Origin of the sequence: Sedimenticola hydrogenitrophicus, assembly GCF_029017505.1 — a bacterium.
Classification (GTDB): Bacteria; Pseudomonadota; Gammaproteobacteria; order Chromatiales; family Chromatiaceae; genus Sedimenticola; species Sedimenticola hydrogenitrophicus_A.
This window is the reverse complement of the sequence record NZ_JAQGEI010000011.1, coordinates 71,300-94,641: the sequence shown is the minus strand read 5'-3', so window position 1 is coordinate 94,641 and position 23,342 is coordinate 71,300. Positions and strand designations below refer to the sequence as shown.

At 63.0% G+C, this 23,342-nt stretch carries 21 protein-coding genes and 1 tRNA gene; 13 read left to right on the top strand and 9 right to left on the bottom strand.

Annotation, left to right across the window (positions count from 1 at the left end; all coding sequences use genetic code 11):
- Positions 1-175: 175 nt before the first annotated feature.
- Positions 176-1,462, top strand: coding sequence for an OmpP1/FadL family transporter (locus tag O9K64_RS08885; protein ID WP_275097721.1), 1,287 nt, complete (start codon positions 176-178; stop codon positions 1,460-1,462).
- A 383-nt stretch (positions 1,463-1,845) separates the two neighbouring features.
- Here the strand turns inward: O9K64_RS08885 and pth are convergent, their stop codons facing one another.
- The 6 genes from pth to O9K64_RS08855 form a co-directional block, all read right to left on the bottom strand.
- On the bottom strand, positions 1,846-2,436 hold the full coding sequence (gene pth, locus O9K64_RS08880) for an aminoacyl-tRNA hydrolase (protein WP_275097720.1): 591 nt from the start codon (positions 2,434-2,436) through the stop codon (positions 1,846-1,848).
- Positions 2,437-2,672: 236 nt separating this feature from the next.
- Positions 2,673-3,299 carry a 50S ribosomal protein L25/general stress protein Ctc gene (locus O9K64_RS08875; protein WP_275097719.1) on the bottom strand — a complete coding sequence of 209 codons (627 nt, stop codon included), beginning with the start codon at positions 3,297-3,299 and terminating at the stop codon, positions 2,673-2,675.
- 248 nt (positions 3,300-3,547) lie between these two features.
- Positions 3,548-4,501 carry a ribose-phosphate diphosphokinase gene (locus O9K64_RS08870; RefSeq protein ID WP_260292095.1) on the bottom strand — a complete coding sequence of 318 codons (954 nt, stop codon included), beginning with the start codon at positions 4,499-4,501 and terminating at the stop codon, positions 3,548-3,550.
- A gap of 86 nt (positions 4,502-4,587) precedes the next feature.
- Positions 4,588-4,662 (bottom strand) — tRNA-Gln (locus tag O9K64_RS08865).
- A 54-nt stretch (positions 4,663-4,716) separates the two neighbouring features.
- On the bottom strand, positions 4,717-5,598 hold the full coding sequence (gene ispE / locus O9K64_RS08860; protein ID WP_275097718.1) for a 4-(cytidine 5'-diphospho)-2-C-methyl-D-erythritol kinase: 882 nt from the start codon (positions 5,596-5,598) through the stop codon (positions 4,717-4,719).
- A 64-nt stretch (positions 5,599-5,662) separates the two neighbouring features.
- Positions 5,663-7,429, bottom strand: a complete 1,767-nt coding sequence (locus tag O9K64_RS08855; RefSeq protein WP_275097717.1) for a tetratricopeptide repeat protein — start codon at positions 7,427-7,429, stop codon at positions 5,663-5,665.
- A 470-nt stretch (positions 7,430-7,899) separates the two neighbouring features.
- Between O9K64_RS08855 and hemA the strand changes: the two genes are divergently transcribed.
- The 7 genes from hemA (at position 7,900) to O9K64_RS08820 (ending at position 13,921) form a co-directional block, all read left to right on the top strand.
- On the top strand, positions 7,900-9,165 hold the full coding sequence (hemA, locus tag O9K64_RS08850) for a glutamyl-tRNA reductase (RefSeq protein ID WP_275097716.1): 1,266 nt from the start codon (positions 7,900-7,902) through the stop codon (positions 9,163-9,165).
- 70 nt (positions 9,166-9,235) lie between these two features.
- On the top strand, positions 9,236-10,312 hold the full coding sequence (prfA, locus tag O9K64_RS08845; RefSeq protein ID WP_275097715.1) for a peptide chain release factor 1: 1,077 nt from the start codon (positions 9,236-9,238) through the stop codon (positions 10,310-10,312).
- Between the two features lie 15 nt (positions 10,313-10,327).
- Positions 10,328-11,212, top strand: a complete 885-nt coding sequence (gene prmC, locus O9K64_RS08840; RefSeq protein WP_275097714.1) for a peptide chain release factor N(5)-glutamine methyltransferase — start codon at positions 10,328-10,330, stop codon at positions 11,210-11,212.
- 62 nt (positions 11,213-11,274) lie between these two features.
- Positions 11,275-11,685, top strand: a complete 411-nt coding sequence (locus tag O9K64_RS08835) for a hypothetical protein (protein WP_275097713.1) — start codon at positions 11,275-11,277, stop codon at positions 11,683-11,685.
- Positions 11,686-11,779: 94 nt separating this feature from the next.
- Complete coding sequence (locus tag O9K64_RS08830; protein ID WP_275097712.1) at positions 11,780-12,523, top strand: HesA/MoeB/ThiF family protein; 744 nt, start codon at positions 11,780-11,782, stop codon at positions 12,521-12,523.
- Between the two features lie 6 nt (positions 12,524-12,529).
- Positions 12,530-13,141, top strand: a complete 612-nt coding sequence (locus O9K64_RS08825) for a class I SAM-dependent methyltransferase (protein WP_275097711.1) — start codon at positions 12,530-12,532, stop codon at positions 13,139-13,141.
- A gap of 159 nt (positions 13,142-13,300) precedes the next feature.
- Positions 13,301-13,921, top strand: coding sequence for an ANTAR domain-containing response regulator (locus O9K64_RS08820; protein WP_275097710.1), 621 nt, complete (start codon positions 13,301-13,303; stop codon positions 13,919-13,921).
- Between the two features lie 127 nt (positions 13,922-14,048).
- Here the strand turns inward: O9K64_RS08820 and gatB are convergent, their stop codons facing one another.
- The 3 genes from gatB to gatC form a co-directional block, all read right to left on the bottom strand.
- Positions 14,049-15,485, bottom strand: a complete 1,437-nt coding sequence (gatB, locus tag O9K64_RS08815) for an Asp-tRNA(Asn)/Glu-tRNA(Gln) amidotransferase subunit GatB (protein ID WP_275097709.1) — start codon at positions 15,483-15,485, stop codon at positions 14,049-14,051.
- A 24-nt stretch (positions 15,486-15,509) separates the two neighbouring features.
- On the bottom strand, positions 15,510-16,964 hold the full coding sequence (gene gatA / locus O9K64_RS08810) for an Asp-tRNA(Asn)/Glu-tRNA(Gln) amidotransferase subunit GatA (protein ID WP_275097708.1): 1,455 nt from the start codon (positions 16,962-16,964) through the stop codon (positions 15,510-15,512).
- Between the two features lie 173 nt (positions 16,965-17,137).
- Positions 17,138-17,425, bottom strand: coding sequence for an Asp-tRNA(Asn)/Glu-tRNA(Gln) amidotransferase subunit GatC (gene gatC, locus O9K64_RS08805; RefSeq protein ID WP_275097707.1), 288 nt, complete (start codon positions 17,423-17,425; stop codon positions 17,138-17,140).
- A gap of 415 nt (positions 17,426-17,840) precedes the next feature.
- Between gatC and O9K64_RS08800 the strand changes: the two genes are divergently transcribed.
- The 5 genes from O9K64_RS08800 to rodA are packed head-to-tail and all read left to right on the top strand — an operon-like array spanning position 17,841 to position 23,309.
- Complete coding sequence (locus O9K64_RS08800; RefSeq protein WP_275097706.1) at positions 17,841-18,890, top strand: rod shape-determining protein; 1,050 nt, start codon at positions 17,841-17,843, stop codon at positions 18,888-18,890.
- A 41-nt stretch (positions 18,891-18,931) separates the two neighbouring features.
- Positions 18,932-19,840 carry a rod shape-determining protein MreC gene (gene mreC, locus O9K64_RS08795; protein WP_275097757.1) on the top strand — a complete coding sequence of 303 codons (909 nt, stop codon included), beginning with the start codon at positions 18,932-18,934 and terminating at the stop codon, positions 19,838-19,840.
- The gene (gene mreD, locus O9K64_RS08790; protein ID WP_275097705.1) at positions 19,837-20,325 is read left to right on the top strand and encodes a rod shape-determining protein MreD; all 489 of its coding nucleotides are present in this window, start codon (positions 19,837-19,839) and stop codon (positions 20,323-20,325) included. Before mreC ends, mreD begins: the two co-directional genes overlap by 4 nt.
- Before the next feature lie 3 nt (positions 20,326-20,328).
- Positions 20,329-22,173, top strand: coding sequence for a penicillin-binding protein 2 (gene mrdA / locus O9K64_RS08785; protein WP_275097704.1), 1,845 nt, complete (start codon positions 20,329-20,331; stop codon positions 22,171-22,173).
- The gene (gene rodA, locus O9K64_RS08780) at positions 22,173-23,309 is read left to right on the top strand and encodes a rod shape-determining protein RodA (RefSeq protein ID WP_275097703.1); all 1,137 of its coding nucleotides are present in this window, start codon (positions 22,173-22,175) and stop codon (positions 23,307-23,309) included. The genes mrdA and rodA overlap by 1 nt, the downstream gene beginning before the upstream one ends.
- Positions 23,310-23,342: the final 33 nt, after the last annotated feature.

Here is a 23,342-nt window from a genome sequence, read left to right as displayed (position 1 = left end):
ACATAAGTTACTAATATTCTAATATTTTTTCTAGTTGACATTCATCAAATCGATGCGCATTATGGCGACGCAGATAACAAGAAGAATAGCAATACCAAGACAACCAAAAACAGTAGCGACCCTTATGCCGCAGCCACCCAGGTAGCGCCAGGCATAGTAGCGGAGGAATTAACAAATGCATTTCAAGAAACAGCTGCTCGTAACAGCGATCTCTTCCCTTTTCGTCTCCAGTGCCTGGGCCACCGATGGTTACTTCTCCCACGGCGTCGGGCAGAAAGCCAAAGGCATGGGCGGCGTCGGCGTCGCCTATTCCCAGGATGCGCTGGCCGGCGGCGTCAACCCGGCCGGCATGGTCCATCAGGGCAACCGCGTGGATATCGGCATCGAGTGGTTCCGGCCGATCCGCAGCTCGGATGTGTCCGGAAGTGGCGCGGGCGTTGACGGCCACTACGACGGCAGCGACACCAAGAACTTCCTGATCCCCGAATTCGGTTACAACCGGATGCTGAATGAGAACAGCTCCTTCGGCGTCTCGGTATTCGGCAACGGCGGCATGAACACCGACTACAAGAACGGCTTTGCCCTCTTCAACGGCGCGGCCTTCCCCTCCCGCACCGGTGTCGACCTGGCCCAGCTGTTCATCGTCCCCACCTACGCGTTCAAGCTGAACGAGAACCACTCGTTGGGCATCGGCCTGAATCTGGCGGCGCAGGCCTTCGAGGCACAGGGCCTGCAGAATTTTGCCCAGGTGGGTCCGGGCCAGTTCTCATCTGATCCGGGCAATGTCACCAACAACGGCCATGACTTCTCCTACGGCGCCGGGCTGCGTATCGGCTGGCAGGGCAAGGTCGCGGACAGCGTGACCCTGGGCGCCACCTACCAGACCCGCACCTACATGACCGAGTTCGACGACTATGCCGGCCTGTTCGCGGAGCAGGGCGACTTCGACATCCCCGAGAACTTCGCCATCGGTATCGCCGTCCAGGCCACGCCGAAACTGGTCATCGCCGCCGACGTGGTGCGCATCAACTACAGCGAGGTGAACGCGATAGGTAACGGCGGCCCCTCCACCAACCCAGGTTTCGGCACAGCCGCTGGCCTGCTCGGTGCCGACGGCGGCCTGGGTTTCGGCTGGGAGGACCAGACCGTCTACAAGCTGGGCGTTGCCTACCAGTACAGCAAGCAGCTCACCTTGCGCGCCGGTTACAACCACGCCGATCAGCCCATCCCCGCGGCGGAGACCCTGTTCAACATGCTCGCCCCCGCCACGGTCGAGGACCATCTGACCCTGGGCGCCACCTGGACCCTGGACAACGGCTCGGAACTCACCTTCAGCTATATGCACGCCTTCGAGAAGAAGGTGAAGGGCTCCGGCTCCATACCCGCCGCATTTGGTGGCGGCGAGGCGGACCTGAAGATGTACCAGGACTCCATCGGCGTCGCCTACAATTGGAAGATGTAATCTGATCCGGAGGATGCACGGACAGGCCGTCTGTCCGCGCATTCATCCCTAAAAAACCCCGTACGGATAATCCGTGCGGGGTTTTTTCTTGGCGGTAGCTGTAGGGGCAGCGCTCCTCGCGGTGAACAGCCCATTGCGCCAGAGGTGCATCTACTGGGAGGGAAGGTTGTAACTCAAATTTCGGGGTTCAACAGGCGTCGCTCAGGGCGGGCGTCCCCCTTGCCGGGACCGTCGGAGGCATTTGTGCCGACGCCGAGGGCATCCAGATACGTATTCACAGCGTGTCCCGGAAAGGGGTGGCCCACCTGGTGTCTGGAACTGAACTCCGATACTTGAGCTGTAAACACCACCGCGGAATATTCACCCATGCCGAGGCGCCACCATCAACCCGAGTGCAGTGAATTCATCGCCTGTTGAAACCGGCCCTCGACCAGATCCGGCAGCACCCGTTCGCTTTCTCCCAGGGCCCCGGCAATGGCATCGGCATCCTGCTTCGAGGGACGACCCAGCACATAGTTGACAACTTCACGGGCGTTCCCGGGGTGATCGATACCGATGCGCAGCCGCCAGAACTCCTTGCCGCCCAAGGCGCTGACAAGATCCCGCAGGCCATTGTGCCCGGCGTGACCGCCACCAAACTTGAGACGCACGACACCCGGCGGCATATCCAGCTCATCGTGGGCCACCAGGATCTCCTCAAGGCCGATCTTGTAGTATTTGGCCAGACTGGATACCGACTGCCCGCTGCGGTTCATGAAGGTGGACGGCTTGAGCAGCCAGCACTCCCGCCCCTTGACCAGGATGCGACACACCTGGCCATGGAATTTCGACTCCGACCTGAACACACCGCCATGCCTTTCCGCCAGGAGATCCACGAACCAGAATCCCGCGTTATGGCGCGTCGCGGCGTAATCGCCCCCCGGATTACCGAGGCCGACAATCAGGCGAATGGGTTGTGAGGGTTGGTTACTCATATGGGACTGTCACTTTCTCAAGTTTCGGAGTTCAGTTCCAGACACCGGACGGGCTTCGTCTTGCTCATCCTACTCCCCGCACCTCGAAACGCCAGGAGGCGAGAACGACATCCACGCAGCGGCGTGCGGACAAAGCCGCTCCCGGCCATCCCTGGCCTCCGCGGCATATGTCCATCCCTGGACAAAACAGATGGGCCGGGCATTGCCCGGCCCATCAGCTGGTACAGGAACGCGGATCACTCCTCCGCTGAACCCTCTTCTTCACCCGCCTCTTCCTCGGCCACCACATGCGCGGCGTGGATAGACACCACCTGCACATCCTGCGGCTCGTCCTGCGCCAGCGCCGGCAACTCGACGCCCTTCGGCAACGCCAGCTCGGACAGCAGGACCGCATCGCCAATTGCCAGCGCGGCGACGTTGACCTCGATATACTCAGGCAGATCGCCCGGCAGACAGCTCACCTCGACCTCGGTCAGCAGATGCGAGACCACGCCGCCGGCCTTGACACCGGGCGCCACCTCTTCACCCACGAAGTGCAGCGGCACGTGGGTCTTCAGCTTCTCCTTGGCACTGACCCGCAGGAAATCCGCATGCATGACAAACGGACGGGCCGGATGACGCTGCAGATCCTTCAGGATCACCTGCTCCGGCTTGCCATCGATATTCAGGCTCAGAATGTGTGAATAAAAAGCTTCGTGGTCCAGATGCTGAACCAGATCACTGTGCACCATAGAGATCATGGCGGGGTCCTGGTGGGCACCATAAACGATACCCGGAACCAGCCCGGCATGACGCAGGCGGCGGCTCGCACCCTTCCCTGTATCAGTGCGCAGCTGCGCGTTAACAACAAATACTTCTTTCATGATTTTCTCCAAACCATCAAGTTACGGATCTGTCCATAAATAACTACCACATCTTGCTGGTCTTTTCGTCCGCCTTCGGCGTTACGGCAAGACTTACATAGAACGACTATGCGCGCCTTGCCGTGCCTTGAAGGCAAACGCCCCTTCAAGTTAAAAAAAGCCCGGCGCAATATGCGGCAGTTATTTCTTTCCAAATCCTAAATAATCACTGCCTTCCGCGACCAGATTGGGCAGTGAAGGATAGGCGGTCACTCCATGAAGAGTGAGGTCACCGATTCATTCAGGGCGATCCTGCGCATGGTCTCCGCCAGCAGCTCCGCGATGCAGATCTGGCGAATCCGGGTGCAGTGCCGCGCCTCTTCGTGCAGCTGGATGGTGTTCGAAACCACCAGCTGATCGAGCACCGAATTCTCGATATTGCGGATCGCCGGACCCGACAACACCGGATGGGTACAGTAGGCGATCACCTGTTCCGCGCCCCGCTCCTTGAGCGCCTGGGCTGCCTTGCACAGGGTACCGGCGGTATCGACCATGTCATCTATCAGCACGCAGGTCCGGCCCTTGACATCACCAATGATATTCATCACTTGGGCGTCATTGGCCTTGGGTCGACGTTTGTCGATGATCGCCAGGTCCGCGTCATCCAGCTGCTTGGCCAGTGCCCGGGCGCGCACCACGCCACCCACATCCGGTGACACCACCATCAGATTGGGATACTTCTGGCGCCACACATCGCCCAGCAGCACCGGCAGTGCGTAGATATTGTCCACCGGAATGTCAAAAAAACCCTGGATCTGATCGGCATGCAGATCAACGGTAACCACCCGATCCGCACCCGCCGCCGCGATCTGCTTGGCCACCAGGCGGGCCGTGATCGGCACCCGGGCGGAGCGTGGCCGGCGATCCTGACGCGCATAACCGAAATAGGGGATCACTGCCGTGATACGCTCTGCCGACGCCCAGCGTAGCGCATCGATCAGCACCAACAGCTCCATCAGGTTGTCATTGGTCGGCTGCGAGGTGCTCTGAATGACGTACACATCACGTCCGCGCACGCTCTCCTGTATCTCGGCCATCGCCTCGCCGTCGCTGAAACGACCGACGATCGCCTTACCCGTACGCAGACTGAGCCGAGAGGTGATCTCGCTAACAAGTTCAGGATTGGAATTTCCTGAAAAAACCATCATGTGGCTATCTGGCATAACAAGCCTCTCCACCTGTCTGACTAACTAACGGGACTATATGCGGGCCGATTCAGGCGCCTGCCGTGCAGATACCTTAAATAATATGGCTGGGGCGGTAGGATTCGAACCTACGTATGCCTGGATCAAAACCAGGTGCCTAGCCGCTTGGCGACGCCCCAAAAAATCTTACTGGTCACCCTAATTCGAGTAGGGTAGATAAACCCGAAGGGCTCCTAGCCGCCTGACGACGTCTCGGGATACGGGTTCCGGCCCGCCACCCGCTCCAGCAACGGCGAGCTGTCCAGCCCCCGGGCGACAAACGCCTTATACAGGTCAGGGACTTGCTGCAACACCCGCCGCGCCTCGGCTTCCCCGGCAAACTCTGCGAAAACGGCCCCGCCGGTACCGGTCAACCGCGCGGGCGCGAAGGTTTCCAGCCACCGTACAGCCGCAGCGACCTCGGGATAGTGATTCAATACAACCGGCAGGCAGTCATTAACCTGACTGCCAGCGAGAAAGTCGCGTATTGTCGTTCGAGGCGCGTTCCGTGTCAATTGCGGATCATTAAAAACATCGGCCGTGGAGACATGGCAATCGGGCACCACCACCAGATACCAGGCCGGCGGCATCCGCAGCGGCGTCAACAGTTCGCCGACTCCCTCGGCCCAGGCCGCCTGCCCGCGAACAAAGACCGGCACGTCGGCACCCAGGCGCAGGCCCAGTTCGGCCAGCTTCTCCAGGGAATAATCGACCTGCCACAGACGATTGAGCGCCACCAGCACGGTCGCCGCATCGGAGCTGCCACCCCCCAGCCCGCCGCCCATGGGGATATTCTTCACCAGGGAGATATCCGCACCCAGAGAGAGGCCGGCTTGCTGCTGCAGCAGCCGGGCCGCCCGGACCATCAGGTCCTCCGACTCCGGCACCGCGGCATTTCCCAGTGGCCGCCGGATCGCCCCGTCCGACCTGATCCGGAACGCGATCCGGTCGCCATAATCGACAAAGCGGAACACCGTCTGCAGCAGGTGGTAGCCGTCTGGCCGGCAACCGACGACCCGCAGCATGAGATTGAGCTTGGCCGGCGCCGGCCACCAGTCGGTATCAGCGGTTAACATGGCGGATTGCAGGGCGTGGGCAGACGACAGGAGGGGTAATGACGCGGAGATTCATCGGACAGGATCAGATCTCGAGGCGCCGCATCACTTCCAGCACATGTTCACTTTGCGGGGTTTTGTCGAGGATACCCTGCCAGATCTCCCTTGCCTGCTGCTGCTCCCCGGTCACCCAGAGCACCTCTCCCAGATGCGCGGCGATCTCCGCGTCAGGCAGCTTGTCATAGGCCTGGCGCAGATAGCCTATCGCCTCCTGGTTCCGCCCCAACCTGAACAGCACCCAGCCCATGCTGTCCAGGATCGCCGCTGAATCCGGTTTCAGCGCCAATGCACGCTGAATATAGTCCAACGCCTCCTGATGCCGGGCGGTCTGATCGGCCAGGGTGTAACCGAGCGCATTCAGGGCATCGGCATGTTTGGGATCGTTGGCGATCACCCGCAGCAGGTCCCGCTCCAGGATATCCACCCGTTTCTGGGTGGCCGCATACAGGCCGCGGGCGTAGAGCAGTTCGTTGCTCTCAGGCAGTGCACCGATCGCCGTATCGAACAGCGCCATCACCTGCGCCGGCGTTCCGTGTTCGCGCAGTAGCTCCACCTCGATCAGGTAGTACCTGGCCGCCTGATCCGGATACTGGATACGCATCCGCTGCAGCCAGTCGAACGCCTCACGGGTCTCACCCATGGCCGCCATCAGCCTGACGCTGCGTACCTGGGCCTCGGCAAGGTATTCACCGCCGTCCACCCGCTGATACCACTGCACGGCCTGCCGCGACTGTTCCCTTTTTTCCGCGATCCGGCCCAGATAGTAGGCGGCGACGTCCGTCTGCTTATCGAGATCGAGCAGCCGCAGAAAATGTCCGCGCGCCGCCTCATCCTCGCCCAGCTCCAGGGCGATCAGCCCCAGCCAGTAGCTGGCATCCCCCCCTTCCGACTCTATCTCCTCCAGCCGCAGGAACTGTTCATAGGCCGGCTGCAGCTCCTTGGCATCCACCAGCAGCCGCGCATAAGCGGATAACAGGAACGGGTCGGCCGGAAAACGGCGAACGGCATCCGCCAGCAGCCCCCTGGCCTTCGGCTTGTCATCCTGGGACAGATAGACCCGGCTCAACACCAGGTAGCCCTTTGGCCAATCGGGATGGGCAGCGACCAGCCGGTCCGCCTCCTGTTCAGCCGCCGTATAATCCTTGTCCACCAGCGCGGCAATGGCCATGGCGTAACCACCACGGGGATCGCCGGGAAACTCCAGCACCAATCTGCGCATCAACCCCATGGCCGACTCCCGCTTCAGCTCGCGGTTGATGGCCGCCATCACATTGAGAAAACCATTCTCATCCTTGCCTTCACTGATGCGCACAATGGTCTTGAGATGATCCAGCACAGGCGCGTTTTCATCCTGGCGCAACATCAGCACCACCAGCAGCTGACGCGCCGTGAGATCCTCCGGCGCCAGCTCCACCCAGAGACCGGCCGCCTTGACGGCGAGCTCGCCCTTATTCAGATGCAGGGCCAGGCGGGTCGCCCGCTCGGCGGCGGTAGCGTCACCGGACAACAGGGCGGCCTGGAACTGGTGCGCATACGCCTCATCCAACGCCCCGCGTTGCGCGGCCACCTCGCCCGCCAACAGGTTGAACACGATATCCTCGGTCAGCTCAGGGGTCCCAGCCGCCGGAACCCCCGTGGGAATGGGGGTGTCAAGGGTGAGCCGTGGTGCTGCCGCCTGCCGCGGTAGCGGCTTGGCCGCGCTCTCGGGAACAGGGCCGACCGGGCTGGTTTGGCAGCTTACAAGTATCCAGGAAAATGCGAGGGTGAGAACCAGTTGAAGCGACTGCCGCATGAATATTACACCTGAAAAACGCCCAGCCCAGGGCCTGTTAGTGAGAATAGATGATAACCGAGTTTACAGCCACCGGACGACATTTAACCTCGGAACCACGTTATCTAAACACGCAACTGTTTGTGAGTGCGGATCTGACGGGTTGATTGACGGGTGTCTGCGGCCATGAATGGCCGCGGCAAGCCCCCCAGGGATCGGTTTCCGGCGTCCCGGCAAGCAAGCAGGCAGATCCGCGCCCGGTACAGCGTCAGATGACGTCGTCCTGCATTAAACGCCTAAAAAGTGCCCTGCGACTTGTATTTAACCTTTTGATAATACAAAATTTCACTTTCCTGGGTCCGGTAGACAACCGCTTGGCCCTGTCGTGGCCTGATGGAACCGACGCCTGAACCGGCTGCAACCAACCGGGGCGGGATGCGAATCCACCCCTAGCGAAATACTGAGACTGCCCTGATACGCGATAAGTTCATATGGCACTGATTACACTCGGCCTTAACCACAAGACAGCACCCATCGACATCCGGGAGCGGCTCACCTTCGGCCCGGATATCATCGTGGCGGCGCTGCGCAGCCTGTCGGAACAGCCCGGCATCGACGAAGCGGTGATTCTCTCCACCTGCAACCGGACCGAGCTCTACTGCGCCCACACCCGCTCCAGCCGGGAGGATATCTGCGCCTGGCTGGGTGGATTTTATGGCCTGGAGCAGGAGACCATCTCCCCCTTCCTGTACAGCCATCAGGACCAGGAGTGTGTCCGCCACCTGTTGAAGGTGGCCAGCGGATTGGACTCCATGGTGCTCGGGGAGCCGCAGATCCTGGGACAGGTGAAACAGGCCTTCCAGACCGCCAATGACGCCTCCAGTACCGGCAAGTTTCTCGGCCGCCTGTTTCAGCACACCTTCTCGGTGGCCAAACAGGTGCGCACCGACACCGCCATAGGCCACAGTCCGGTTTCGGTCGCCTTTGCCGCCGTCAGCCTGGCCCGCCAGATCTTCAGCGACTTGTCACAACAGACCGCGCTGCTGATCGGTGCCGGCGAGACCATCGAGCTGGCGGCCCGCCACCTGCATCAGCACGGCATCGGCCGGATCATCGTGGCCAACCGGACCCTGGAGAAGGCGCATCAGCTGGCCGGTCAGTTCGACGGCTTCGCCATCGGCCTTACCGAGATCCCCAACCACCTGGCGGAGGCGGACATCGTCATCTCGTCCACCGCCAGCCCGCTCCCGGTGGTCGGCAAGGGCACCGTGGAGAGCGCCCTGAAAAAACGCAAGCACCAGCCGATCTTCATGGTCGATATCGCCGTTCCCCGGGATATCGAAAGCGAAGTGAGCGAACTCAATGATGTCTACCTCTACACGGTCGACGACCTGCAGGAGGTGATCCAGGAGAACCTGCGCTCACGCCAGGAGGCGGCGGAACAGGCGGTGGAGATTGTCGATCTGCATGTCGATGAGTTCATGGGCTGGCTGCGCTCCCTGGATGCGGTGGGGATGATCCAGGACTATCGCCGCCAGGCAGAACGGATGCGCGACGAGGTGCTGGAGCGGGCGCTGAAGCAGATGCAGTCCGGCAAATCCCCCGAGGAGAGCCTCCGGTTCCTCGCCCACACCCTGACCAACAAGCTGCTGCACACCCCCAGCACCCAGATCAGGCAGGCCGGTTTCGAGGGCCAGTCGGAGATCCTGGAGGCGGCCAACACCCTGTTCCAGATCAGTGACAAAAACACTCAATGAAAAATTGGCAGGAGAGACAATTTTCACGGCCGAAGGCCGCCCGTCAGGGTGCGGCACAGGGATGTGCCGCATGAACGCATCCATACGCAGCAAGCTGGAGCAGATTGCCGAACGTTTTGAAGAGATCACCGCCCTCCTCGCCGAGCCGGAAGTCCAGCACGATCAGAACCGCTACCGAGTACTCGGCCAGGAGTATGCCCTGCTGGAGCCGGTGGTGGAGTGCTTCGGCCGCTACCGCGACCTGGAGGGTGAAATCGCCAGCGCCCGGGAGATGCTGGGCGACCCGGAAATGGCCGATCTGGCCAGGGAGGAGCTGAGCGAAGGGGAGCAGAAGCTGCACCGGCTGGAACCGCAACTGCAGCTGCTGTTGATCCCCCCCGATCCCAACGATGATCGAAACATCTTCCTCGAGGTGCGCGCCGGCACCGGGGGGGCGGAGGCGGCGCTGTTCGCCGGCGATCTGCTGCGCATGTACCTGCGCTATGCCGAGCAGATGGGCTGGCACACCGAGACCATCAGCCAGACACCTGGGGAACAGGGCGGCTACAAGGAGGTGGTGAGCCGGGTCTCCGGGTGCAATGTCTACTCGCGGTTGAAATTCGAGTCCGGCACCCACCGGGTCCAGCGGGTCCCGGAGACCGAATCCCAGGGCCGGGTGCACACCTCGGCCTGCACCGTGGCCATCCTGCCGGAGGCAGCCGAGGTCGACAACGTGGAGATCGGCAACAACGACCTGCGCATCGACACCTTTCGCGCCTCCGGGGCCGGCGGACAGCATGTCAACAAGACCGACTCGGCGGTGCGCATCACCCACCTGCCGAGCGGCATCGTGGTGGAGTGCCAGGACGAGCGCTCCCAACACAAGAACAAGGCCCGCGCCCTCTCCCTGCTGCAGGCCAAGCTGCTCGCCGGCATCCACGAGAAGCAGGCCAGCGAACAGGCCGAGTCGCGCAAGCTGCAGGTGGGCAGCGGCGACCGCTCGGAGCGGATCCGCACCTACAACTTCCCACAGAACCGGCTCACCGATCACCGCATCAACCTGACCCTGTACAAGCTCGACGAGATCATGACCGGTGCGCTCGACCAGGTGATCGATCCGCTGACCCAGGAACACCAGGCGGAGCTTCTCACCTCCCTGGCCCACTGAGCCTTGAATCCGCGCATGACTGCCGACAAACCGCTCTCCATCGCTGCGGCACTGCGGCAGGCCGCGCAGACCGCCGGCCTCGCCGCCCTGGAGGCGCAGGTGCTGCTGGCCCACGTCCTGCAACGCCCGCGCAGCCATCTCTACGCCTGGCCTGAACAACCCCTGACCGCGGATCAGCAGGCACAGTTCCTGGCCCTGCTGGCACGCCGCGAGCAGGGCGAACCGGTGGCCTACCTCACCGGCCACCGGGAGTTCTGGTCGCTCTCCCTGAAGGTCACGCCGGACACGCTGATCCCGCGCCCCGAGACCGAGCTGCTGGTAGAGTGTGCGCTGGCGCTGCTGGGAGCGGGAGAGGGCGCATGCGTGGCCGACCTGGGAACCGGCAGCGGCGCCATCGCCGCCGCCATCGCCAGCGAATGCCCCCTGGCACGGCTGATCGCCACGGATCTATCGGCGGCCGCCCTGGCGGTCGCCGCCGACAATTTCCAGGCGCTCGGCCTGACCCGTATCGAGCTGCGCCAGGGGAGCTGGTTCGCGGCATTGCACGACGGGGAACGCTGTGACCTGATCCTCAGCAACCCCCCCTACGTGGCCGAGGGCGATCCCCACCTGCTACGCGACGGCCTCCCCTGGGAGCCGGCCACCGCCCTGAGTTCAGGCGCCGACGGCCTGGATGACATCCGCCGGTTGATCCACGGCGCACCCCCCTACCTGCAGCCCGATGGGTGGCTGATTATCGAACACGGCCTGGATCAGGCCGCTGCCGTGCGCCGGCTCTTCGAACAGGCCGGGTATCGGGAGACGACGACACACCAGGACCTGGCGCTGCGCGACCGGCTCACCCGGGGCAAACGGCCGCTGCATAACACGGCCCAATCCCAGGGATATCATACCCTTTAAATTCATACCAAAATGTGTGCGCAACGCTTGATAATTTCTGCGTAGTGTTTAGGATCAACACTATGGAAAGCGGCGATAGCGACGTCATCAAGTTCCGGGAAATCGTTTTCACGGAGCTTCACCCCGACCCTGGGCAGGCACACTCGGCCGCCAGGCTATTGGACGGGATCGACGGCGTCATCGAGGTCCATCCCGAGACCCGGCTGCTACTCAAAGTGCGTTACCACGTCCTCAAGATCTCACTGGAGCACATCGAAACCGCGCTGATCGATTGCGGTTTTCATCTCAGCAGCAAACTGATCTATAAGATCTCGCGCGCCCTCTATTACTACACCGAGGAGATCCAGCGCGCCAACAACGGCTGCAGCGACGAGGACCACAACAGCACACGCAAGATTTTCATCAACCGCTACGAACATAGAAATCACGGCTGTTCGGACCACCGGCCCGAACACTGGCGAAAATATCTGTAGCAGGACCCTACAGCGAACCATACCCTACAGGGACCGGAAGGCGGGAGTTGCCATTCCGGGTCACGCCTGAGCATAGATAATTTGACCTCGACCTATGAATGACGACCAACTCCTCCGCTACAGCCGCCAGATCATGCTCCCCAGCATCGGCATCGAGGGACAGGAAAAACTGCTGCAATCCCGGGTAGTGATTTTCGGACTGGGGGGGCTCGGATCGCCCGCCGCCATGTATCTGGCCGCCGCCGGCATCGGCGAGCTGGTGCTGGTGGATTTCGACCGCGTCGACCTGACCAATCTGCAACGCCAGATCATCCACACCACCGGGAGCATCGGGCAATTGAAAGTGGATTCCGCCCGCCAAACCCTGCGCTCGCTCAATCCCGAATGCCGGATCGAGACCGTCTCCAGCCGGCTCGAGGGCGAGGAGCTGGAGCGGGAGATCCGGCGTGCCGACCTGGTGATCGACGGCACGGACAATTTCACCACCCGCTTCGCCATCAACGCGGCCTGCGTCGCTCACCGCATTCCGCTGGTCTCGGGCGCCGCCATCCGCATGGAGGGACAGGTCTCGGTCTTCACCGGCCAGGCGGACGAGCCGTGCTATCGCTGCCTCTACGGCAGTGCCGCCGAAATGGATGAAACCTGCTCCGCCAACGGCGTCCTGTCACCGCTGGTGGGCATTATCGGCAGTGTGCAGGCGCTGGAGGCGATCAAGGTGCTCACCGGTTCGGGCCATGCGCTGGTGGGCCGGCTGCTGGTGCTGGACGCCCTGGAGATGCAGTGGCGCACCCTGATACTGAAAAAAGATCCCGCCTGCAAGACCTGCGGCGGCCATTAGTCACCCATGAACAGAATAATAATCCCCGAGAATACCGTCACTTACCTGAACAATCTGCGCCGGGACATCGTATTCCGGGAGACCCTGCGCGGGCAGACCCTCACCTATCACACCACCTGGGGCCTGTTCTCCCCGAAAGGGATCGACGAAGGAAGCCGCCTGCTGCTCGATCACCTGGAGGTGCGGGAGAGTGACGACACCCTGGACCTGGGATGCGGCTATGGGCCGCTCGGCCTGACCCTGGCCCGGCTGGCGCCGTTGGGGACCAGTGTGCTGGTGGACAAGGATTTCGTCGCCATCGACTACAGCCGGAAAAATGCCGCGGTCAACGGCATCACCAATACGGAGATCTTTCTCAGCAACGGCTTCGATCAGGTGGGCGAGCGCCGTTTTGACCTGATCATCTCCAACCTGCCGGCCAAGACCGGCAAGGAGCTCTACTACCTCTACTTTTACGATGCCCTGGTACGCATGAACCCCGGTGCCCGCTTCTACGTGGTGACCATCAGCGGCCTGCGCAAATTCATCCAGAAGGCCTTCATCGAGGTGTTCGGTAATTACAAGAAACTCAAGCAGGGGGCGACCTATACGGTGGCCATGGCCAGTGTGCCGGATTAGGGTGCGGACATGCGGATTTGGGCTTCCCTGTTACATGCTTTATAATCCCGAGCGATAACGGGCGGCCGGCCACCGGGCGGCTGTTAGCTTCCTGATACCCGTCACCTGCATCCCTCGTGGATACGGAAGACCTAGCACACGGATCGGCCAGAGATCACCATGACCCAAAACAAAATCCTGGTTGCCGATGATGATCCGTTTACCCTCACCAGCATTACCAGCGGCCTGAGCGAGGCGGGCTACCAGGTTATCTCCGCCCAGGACGGCCGGAGCGCGGTCCGCCTGGGCCTGCGGGAGCGGCCCGATCTCGCCATTCTGGATATCCGCATGCCCGGCATGAGCGGAATCGAGGCGGCCCGGGAGCTGAAGGAGCGGGGGCGCATCAGCACCCTGTTCCTCAGCGCCTACGCCGATCGTGAGGTGGTGGAGGTCGCCACCCGCGAGGGGGCGCTGGGCTATCTGGTCAAGCCTATCAACACCCAGCAGCTGATACCGGCCATCGAGGCGGCCCTGAAGCGCTCCGCCGAACTGCAGCAGCTGCAGCAGAATGAGTCCGACCTGCTGGAGGCGATCAACCGCAACCGGGAGATCAGCGTGGCCGTGGGCATCTACATGCAGCGCTATGCCGCGGATGAACAGTCGGCGTTTGACGCCATCCGCGCCTTTGCCCGCTTCAAGAGCCTGAAACTGGCCAACCTGGCGCACGCGCTGGTGCGGGAGAGTGCCAGCCGGAATGGCCTGTTCGAGGCAATCTTCCAGCACGCACGGAAACCGCGCTGATTCAGCCCCGATCCGGTGGTCAGAGCAGGGGTCGGGCTCCATCCAGGCTACAAACTGAACAGGTTTTAAGCTTGGCGTACTTCGCGGTTATTCTGACAACCGGAATCCGTGACTTGGCTGACTGCGCTCAGAGCTTTTTCAGCAGCAGTTCGTTCACCTGTTGCGGATTGGCCTTACCCTTGGACTGCTTCATCACCTGGCCGACAAAGAAGCCGAGCATCTTGGGCCGCTTCTGCTCGTCCGCGTTGCGGTAGTTGGCCACCTGCTCCGGATTGGCCTGCAGTACCGCGTCCACCACCGCCTCGATCGCCCCGCTGTCGGTGATCTGCTTCAGCCCGCGCGCCTCGATAATCCGGTCGGCGCTGCCTTCGCCGGCCCACATGGCCTCGAACACCTGTTTGGCGATCTTGCCGGAGATGGTGTTGTCAACGATGCGCAGCAGCATGCCACCCAGCTGTTCGGCGCTGACCGGACTCTGCTCCAGGGCCAGCCCGGCCTGGTTCAGGGCCCCGGAGAACTCCCCCATCACCCAGTTGGCCGCCAGCTTGGCGTCGCCCGCCACCTTGGCCGCCAGTTCGAAATAGTCCGCCAGCCCCTTGCTGGCGGTGAGGACCGCGGCGTCGTAGCTGCTCAGTCCGTAATCCCGGGCAAAGCGGGCCCGCTTGGCGTCGGGCAGCTCCGGCATGCCCGCCCGGACCGATTCAATCAGGCCCGCATCCAGCTCCACCGGCAGCAGATCCGGGTCGGGAAAATAGCGGTAATCGTTGGCCTCCTCCTTGGAGCGCATGGAGCGGGTCTCATCCTTGTCGGCATCATACAGCCGAGTCTCCTGCACCACCGCGCCGCCGCCCTCGATCAGGTCGATCTGGCGCTCCACCTCGATATTGATGGCGCGCTCCAGAAAGCGGAAGGAGTTCAGATTCTTCAGCTCGGCGCGGGTACCCAGCGGCCCACCCTTGGGCCTGACCGAGACATTGGCATCGCAGCGGAATGACCCCTCCTGCATGTTGCCGTCGCAGATCCCCAGATACTGGACGATCTGATGGATCTTCTTCGCATAGGCCACCGCCTCCTTGGCGGAACGCATATCCGGCTCCGAGACGATCTCCAGCAGCGGCGTGCCGGCCCGGTTCAGGTCCACCCCGGTCATGCCGTGAAAATCCTCGTGCAGCGATTTCCCTGCATCCTCCTCCAGGTGGGCGCGGGTCACCCCGACCGGCTTCAGCGTGCCGTCTTCGAGCTCGATCTCCACCCGGCCCTTGCCGACGATCGGCAGCTCGAACTGGCTGATCTGGTAGCCCTTGGGCAGGTCCGGGTAGAAGTAGTTTTTGCGCGCGAATACCGAACGCGGGGCGATCTCCGCCTGGATCGCCACGCCGAAGGTGATGGCCATGCGCACCGCCTCCTGGTTCAGCACCGGCAATACCCCGGGCAGGCCGAGATCGATAGTGCACGCCTGGGTATTGGGTTCCGCCCCGAAGGCGGTGGAGGCCCCGGAAAAGATCTTGGATCTGGTCGCCAGTTGGGCGTGGATCTCCAGCCCGATTACGGTTTCCCATTGCATATGCTGTCTCTATATCCGTCTATGTTACTCAAAACCGGCCGGCGTGGCGCTGTGCCAGTTGGTCGCCTGCTGCAGCTGGTGGGCCACGTTCAACAAGCGCGCCTCCTGGAAATAGTTTCCGATCAGTTGCAGACCCACCGGCATGCCGTTGACCGGCCGCACCGGCACCGACATCCCGGGCAGTCCGGCCAGGTTCACCGCAATGGTGTAGATATCCGAAAGATACATGGTGACCGGATCGGCCGATTTCTCGCCAATGCCGAAGGCGGTCGAGGGCGCGGTCGGCCCCATGATCACGTCCACCTGCTCGAAGGCGGCGCGGAAATCGTCCGAGATCAGGTGGCGGATCTTCTGCGCCTTCAGGTAGTAGGCGTCGTAATAGCCGGCCGACAGGGCATAGGTACCGATCATGATGCGCCGCTTCACCTCGGCCCCGAAGCCCTCGCCGCGGGAGCGCTTGTAGAGATCCTCCAGGTCGCGCGGTTCGCTGCAGCGGTAGCCGTAGCGTACCCCGTCAAAGCGCGACAGGTTGGAAGAGCACTCGGCCGGCGCCACCACATAGTAGGTCGGCACGCCCAGGTGGGTATTGGGCAGGCTGATATCCACCAGCTCCGCCCCCTGACGGACAAACTCGCCCAGCGCCGCCTGAATGGAGTCGGCAATCGCCGCCTCCAGCCCCTCGCCCAGGTACTCCTTGGGCACACCGATACGCAACCCCTTCAGGTCATCGTTCAGGGTCGCGGAATAGTCGGGAACCGGCTGTTCGGCGCTGGTGGAGTCGCGGCCGTCGAAACCGGCCATCACCTGCAGCAGGGCCGCGGCATCCGCGGCACTGCGCGCCATCGGTCCGCCCTGGTCCAGGGAGGAGGCGAAGGCGACCATGCCGTAGCGGGACACCCGGCCATAGGTGGGTTTCAGCCCGGTGATGCCACAAAAGGCGGCCGGCTGGCGGATCGACCCGCCGGTATCGGTGCCGGTGGCGGCGACACAGAGGCGCGCCGCCACCGCGGCGGCCGACCCCCCGGAGGAGCCTCCCGGGACGGCACCCGCCTGCCAGGGATTGTGCACCGGTCCGTAGAAACTGTTCTCATTGGACGAGCCCATGGCAAACTCGTCCATATTGGCCTTGCCCAGCATGACCACCCCCGCCTGCTTCAACCGGGAGACCACATGGGCATCATAAGGGGCGATGAAGTTATCCAGCATTCTCGAGCCGCAGCTGGTTTTCACCCCGTCGGTGCAGAAGATGTCCTTGTGCACGATCGGGATGCCGGCCAGCTGGCCAACATCACCGGCGCGAAGCCGCCGGTCCGCCAGCTCCGCCTCCTGCAGCGCGCCCTCTTCGCAGACGCTGACCAGGCAGTTCAGCGTCGGGTTGTGACTGGCGATCCGGTCGAGGTGGACCCGGGTGAGCTCAACGCTGGTGAATTCACCGGTCCGCAGGCCGTGCGCCAATTCCGAAATACTTTTGTTATGCATACACTCTACCCATCACAAACATTAACCACACCGGTGGCCGGAGGAGCCGCGGGGTGGATAAGCGGCAGCGCATCGACCAAACCACCCAGGGGGGGAGTCCAGCCGCGCACCGGCGCGAAAAATTCTTCCTGGTCCGAGCGGCTTGACTCCGCCCCCCTCCCCCGAAAACAGGCCTACTCGATCACCCGGGGCACCAGATAGAGCCCCGCCTCGGTGAGCGGCGCGATCGCCTGGAACTTTTCCCGCTGATCCGTCTCGCTCACCGCATCCTCCCGCAACCGCTGCACCATGTGCAGCGGGTGGGCCATGGGCTCGACCCCCGCGGTATCGGCCAGCTCCATCTGCGCTACCAGGTGCAGGATGTTCGACAGATCGGCGGTGACCGCGTCCAGCTCATCCTCGCTCACGGCCAGACGTGCCAGATGGGCAATCTTCTCAACATCGGATCTTTGCAGCGACATGACTTCCTCGATATACAGGCGGTTGATCTGGGGCTATGATGGTGCGGTGATGCTTCGGGAGCAGGCAAACAGGGGGAACGCAGCTCCCCGTTTCCGCACGTCCATGAGCTTCACGGCATCAGTCCATTGCCGGACAAAAGACTGCCTCCCACACAGGCCGATCACAACCGGGATAACATAAGTACTCTGTCAGGATGATATTGACTAGAGTGCAAGAGGGGGAAATTAACACATTTAGTACCGCAGGTGCAGGTGCAGAAATGATAAACACACCCCCAAACCGGTATATTTTCCAGCAGAGTTCCTTGCCCAATGCCCCCCGCGATTGCTAGATTACGTCTTTTTCCGGGGCATCGCGATGGAAGTGGCGCCCTGCCATGATTAACAACACATCTCACGGGATATCAATTTCGCAATGTTCAGACGCATACGCGGGCTTTTCTCCAACGATCTGTCGATCGATCTTGGGACTGCCAATACCCTGATCTATGCACGCGGCCAAGGCATCGTGCTCAATGAACCCTCCGTAGTAGCCATCCGTCAGGACCGAGGGCCGGGGAGCGGCAAGTCTGTCGCCGCGGTAGGCGAAGAGGCGAAGCGGATGCTGGGGCGCACCCCCAACAACATCACCGCGATCCGGCCGATGAAGGACGGGGTGATCGCCGACTTCACGGTTACCGAGAAGATGCTGCAGCACTTCATCCACAAGGTGCATGAAGCCAAACTGATCCGTCCCAGCCCCCGGGTGCTGGTCTGCGTCCCCTGCGGCTCGACCCAGGTGGAGCGGCGCGCCATCCGCGAATCGGCCGCCGGCGCCGGCGCCCGCGAGGTCTACCTGATCGAGGAACCGATGTCCGCCGCCATCGGTGCCGGCCTGCCGGTGAACGAGGCGCGCGGCTCCATGGTGCTGGACATCGGCGGCGGCACCTCGGAAGTGGCCATCATCTCCCTCAACGGCATCGTCTATTCCAACTCGGTGCGGGTCGGCGGTGACCGTTTCGACGAGGCGATCATCAACTATGTGCGGCGCAACTACGGCACCCTGATCGGTGAAGCCACCGCTGAGCGGATCAAGAAGGAGATCGGCTCCGCCTTCCCCGGCAACGAGGTGAGGGAGATGGAGATCAAGGGCCGCAATCTGGCCGAGGGCATCCCCCGCAGCTTCACCCTGACCAGTAACGAGATTCTGGAGGCGTTGCAGGAACCGCTCTCCGGTATCGTCGGCGCGGTGAAGGCGGCGCTGGAGCAGACGCCACCGGAACTGGGGGCGGATGTGGCCGAGTGCGGCATCGTCCTGACCGGCGGTGGCGCCCTGCTCAGGGATATCGACCGACTGCTGGAAGAGGAGACCGGCCTGCCGGTGCTCATCGCGGAAGACCCGCTGACCTGCGTTGCGCGAGGCGGCGGCCGGGCCCTCGAAATGCTGGACGAGCGGGGTGGAGAGTTGCTGTTCACAATGGAGTAATGCCGTCAGGCGCTGATCAGAAGTCAAGAGGCTGATCCCCTATTAAACCGATCTTTACACAAGGTCCGTCCACCAGTATCCGCGTACTGCTCGCCGTGGTGCTTTCGCTCGTCCTGATGATTGTCGATCACCGCCAGCACCATCTGGAAGCGGTCCGCTCACTGCTCTCCACCGTCACCTACCCGTTGCAGTTTGTGGCCAATCTGCCCATCGCCATCGGCTACTGGGCCTCCGAGACGTTCGCCACCCGCACCCACCTGCAGGAGGAGAACCGCGAACTGCACCGGGAGAACCTGCTGCTGCAGGGCCGGCAGCAGAAACTGGCGGCCCTGGAGGCGGAGAACATGCGCCTGCGGGATCTGCTCGACTCCTCTTTCAAGCTCGGCGACCGGGTGCTGATCGCCGAACTGATCGCCGTGGACATGGACCCGTACCGCCAGCTGGTGCTGCTGAACAAGGGCTCCAGCTCCGGCATCTACAAGGGCCAGCCGGTGCTGCACGCCAACGCGGTCATGGGCCAGGTGGTGCACGTCAACCGCTTCACCTCCTCGGTGCTGATGATCACCGACGCCAGCCATGCACTGCCGATCCAGGTGAACCGCAACGGCCTGCGCACCGTGGCCATCGGCACCGGGCACATCAATGAGCTGGAGCTGCCGAATCTGCCGAACAATGCCGACATCGAGGTGGGCGACCTGCTGGTCACCTCCGGGCTGGGCGGCCGCTTCCCGTCCGGCTACCCGGTCGCCACGGTGACCACCATTAGCCGCGAACCGGGCGAACCCTTCGCCCGCATCAGGGCCCAGCCCAGCGCCCACCTGGAACGCGCCCGCGAGGCGCTGCTGGTGTGGACGCTGACACCGCCCGGCCAGGACACCGCCGAGGAGACCGAAGCGCCCCCGGAGACGTCCGGGCAGGCCGCGGCACAGACGCCGGCGGGGGAGCCATGACGCTGACACCCCGAAGCGGCACACCGGTCATCATTGCCAGCTTCTGCGTCGCCCTGCTGCTGGCCATCCTGCCGCTGCCCGACTGGGCGCAGATGCTGCGCCCGCAATGGTACACCCTGGTGCTGATCTACTGGACCATGGCGCTGCCCCTGCGGGTCGGCGTCGGTGTCGGCTGGCTGCTCGGCATCGTGGTCGATGTGCTCTCCGGCACCCTGCTCGGGCAGCACGCCCTGTCGCTGGGGCTGATCGCCTACATCACCTTCGAGATGCATCTGCGGATCCGCCTGTTTCCCCTGTGGCAGCAGTCGCTGACCATCCTGGTACTGCTGCTGCTGGAGAAACTGCTCTCCCTCTGGGTCATGGGTGCCGTGGGTCAGCCCACGCCGCCGCTCTCCTACTGGGCGCCGCCCCTGGTCGGCATGCTCCTCTGGCCCTGGGTGTACATCGTGCTGCGGGATCTGCGGCGCAAGTTCCAGGTCAGCTGAGCCATGTATCCAAACACGCTGAAGGATTACCTGCGCGAGAGCCGCCTGTTCCGCGCCCGCGCCGGCACCGCGGCCCTGATCATCCTGCTGCTGCTGCTGCTGCTGATCCTGCACCTCGCCAAGCTGCAGATCACCGACCACGCCCACTTCACCACCCTGTCGCGGGACAACCGGGTCAAGGTGGAACCGCTGCCGCCGACCCGGGGGCTGATCTATGACCGCAACGGCGTCATCCTGGCCCAGAACCTGCCCACCCACAGCCTGGAGATCACCCCGGAACGGGTCAAGGACCTGGACCGGACGCTACAGGAGCTGGGCCAGATCATCGACATCAGCGACAACGACCGGAAACGCTTTGCCCGGCTGAAAAGTCATCAGCGCCGCTTCGAGAGCATCCCCATCCGGGTCCAGCTCAGTGACGCGGAGGTGGCGCGCTTTGCCGTCAACCGCCACCGCTTCCCCGGCGTGGATATCCAGGCCAAGCTGCTGCGGGATTATCCGCTCAAGGATGTCACCGCGCATATCCTCGGCTACGTCGGCCGCATCAACAAGCGGGAACTGCAGAGTATCGATACCTCCAGTTACTCCGGGACCACGCACATCGGCAAGAACGGCATCGAGAAATACTATGAAGCGGAACTGCACGGCAAAGTGGGTCTGCAGCAGGTCGAGATCAATGCCCTGGGGCGGGTGATCCGGATCCTGGAAAGCGAACCGCCGGCCCCGGGCATGGACCTGCACCTCACCCTGGACGCCTCGCTGCAGCGGGTGGCCATGGAGGCGTTCGCGGCGGAAAACGGCGCGGCCGTGGCCATCGACCCGCGCACCGGGGATATCCTGGCCATGGTCAGCAAACCGGGCTTCGACCCCAACCTGTTTGTCGAGGGGATCTCCTCGGCGGACTATGACGCGCTGCAGAATTCGGACGACATGCCCCTGTTCAATCGCGCCATCCGCGGCCAGTACCCGCCCGGCTCCACCATCAAGCCCTTTATCGGCCTGGGGGGACTGGAGATGGGCGTCATCACCACGAACCAGAAAAAATACTGCCCCGGTTACTTCCAGCTGCCGAACCTCAGCCACAAATACCGTGACTGGAAAAAGGCCGGCCATGGCTCCGTCGACCTGGACAAGGCCATTACCCAGTCCTGCGATGTCTATTTTTACGATCTGGCACAGCAGATGGGGATCGACCAGCTGTCCGAGTACCTGGCGCCGTTCGGATTCGGCAAGAAGACCGGGGTCGATATCACCGGCGAACTGGGTGGATTACTGCCCTCCCGGGAGTGGAAAAGGGCGACCAGGAACCAGTCCTGGTATCCGGGCGAGACCCTCATCACCGGGATCGGCCAGGGCTACTTCCTGACCACGCCGCTGCAGCTGGCCAGCGCCACGGCCACCCTCGCCAGCCGCGGCGCACGCGTCCGCCCGCGGATTGTCCGATCGATCCGCCGCAACGGTGAGCCGGACCCGCAGGAGCAGCCGGTCAGCCAACAGCTGCAGATCGCCCGGCACTCCGATGCCAATTGGGATAGTATCGTCGAGGCGATGCTGCAGGTCACCGAGGGAGCGCGCGGGACCGCCCGGCTGGTCCGCAACGAGCATTATCGGATTGCCGGCAAGACCGGCACCGCCCAGGTGTTCACCGTCAAGCAGGAAGAGAAATACGAGGAGGAGAAGCTGGAGAAGAAGATGCTCGACCACGCCCTCTTTATCGCCTTCGCCCCGGCCGAGGCGCCAAGCATCGCCGTCGCCGTGATCGTCGAGAACGGCGGTCACGGCGGCTCGGTGGCCGCCCCCATCGCCAAGGCCATCATGGACCACCAGCTGCTCAAGGAGTCCCGCTGATGGCGCGCTACCAGCCGAGCGGCCTGCCGGAATCCAACCCGACCCGGGCCGAGGGTCTGCTGGCGGACCTGCACCTGGACCTCCCGCTGTTGACCGGCCTGATCCTGCTGTGCGGATTCGGCCTGCTGGTGCTGTACAGCGCCAGCGGCCAGGACATGACGGTGATCGAGCGTCAGGTGATCCGCCTGGGGATCGCCTTCGCGGTGATGGTGGTGGTCGCCCAGGTTCCGCCCGCCACGCTACGCCGCTGGGCCCCCTGGCTGTTTGCCGCCGGCATCCTGATGCTGATCGCGGTACTGGTGGCCGGACAGGTCGGCAAGGGCGCGCAGCGCTGGCTCAACCTGGGGCTGTTCCGCTTCCAGCCGTCCGAACTGGTCAAGCTGGCGGTGCCCATGATGATCGCCTGGTTCCTGGCGGAGAAATCCCTGCCACCGCGCTGGAGCCGGCTGGTCATCGCCGGACTGATGATCCTGGTTCCGGTACTGCTGATCGCCCGCCAACCCGACCTCGGCACCTCGCTGCTGGTGGCCAGCGCGGGCATCTTCGTGCTGTTTCTCGCCGGGCTCAGCTGGCGCTTCATCGGCGGCATGACCGTCACCGCCATCCCGGTCTCCTGGGTGCTGTGGGAGTGGGGCATGCGCGACTACCAGCGTAACCGGGTCCTCACCTTCCTCAATCCGGAGCGGGACCCGCTGGGCACCGGCTATCACATCATCCAATCGAAAATCGCCATCGGCTCCGGCGGACTCTTCGGCAAGGGGTGGTTGAACGGCACCCAGTCCTATCTGGAATTCCTCCCCGAGGGGACCACCGACTTCATCTTCGCCGTCCTCTCCGAGGAGTTCGGCTTCACCGGCATCCTGCTGTTGCTGGCGCTCTATCTGGCGATCATCCTGCGCGGCCTGTATATCGCCGCCCAGGCCCAGGACACCTTCAGCCGGCTGCTGGCCGGGGCCGTCACCATGGTCTTTTTCGTCTACCTGTTCGTGAATACCGGCATGGTCAGCGGTATCCTGCCGGTGGTCGGGGTGCCGCTGCCCCTGGTCAGCTACGGCGGCACTTCGCTGGTGACCATCATGGCCGGTTTCGGTATCCTGATGTCCATACACACCCATCGCAAACTGCTGCCCACCTGACAGGCAGCGGGGCGCGGAACCGCAAAAGGAACA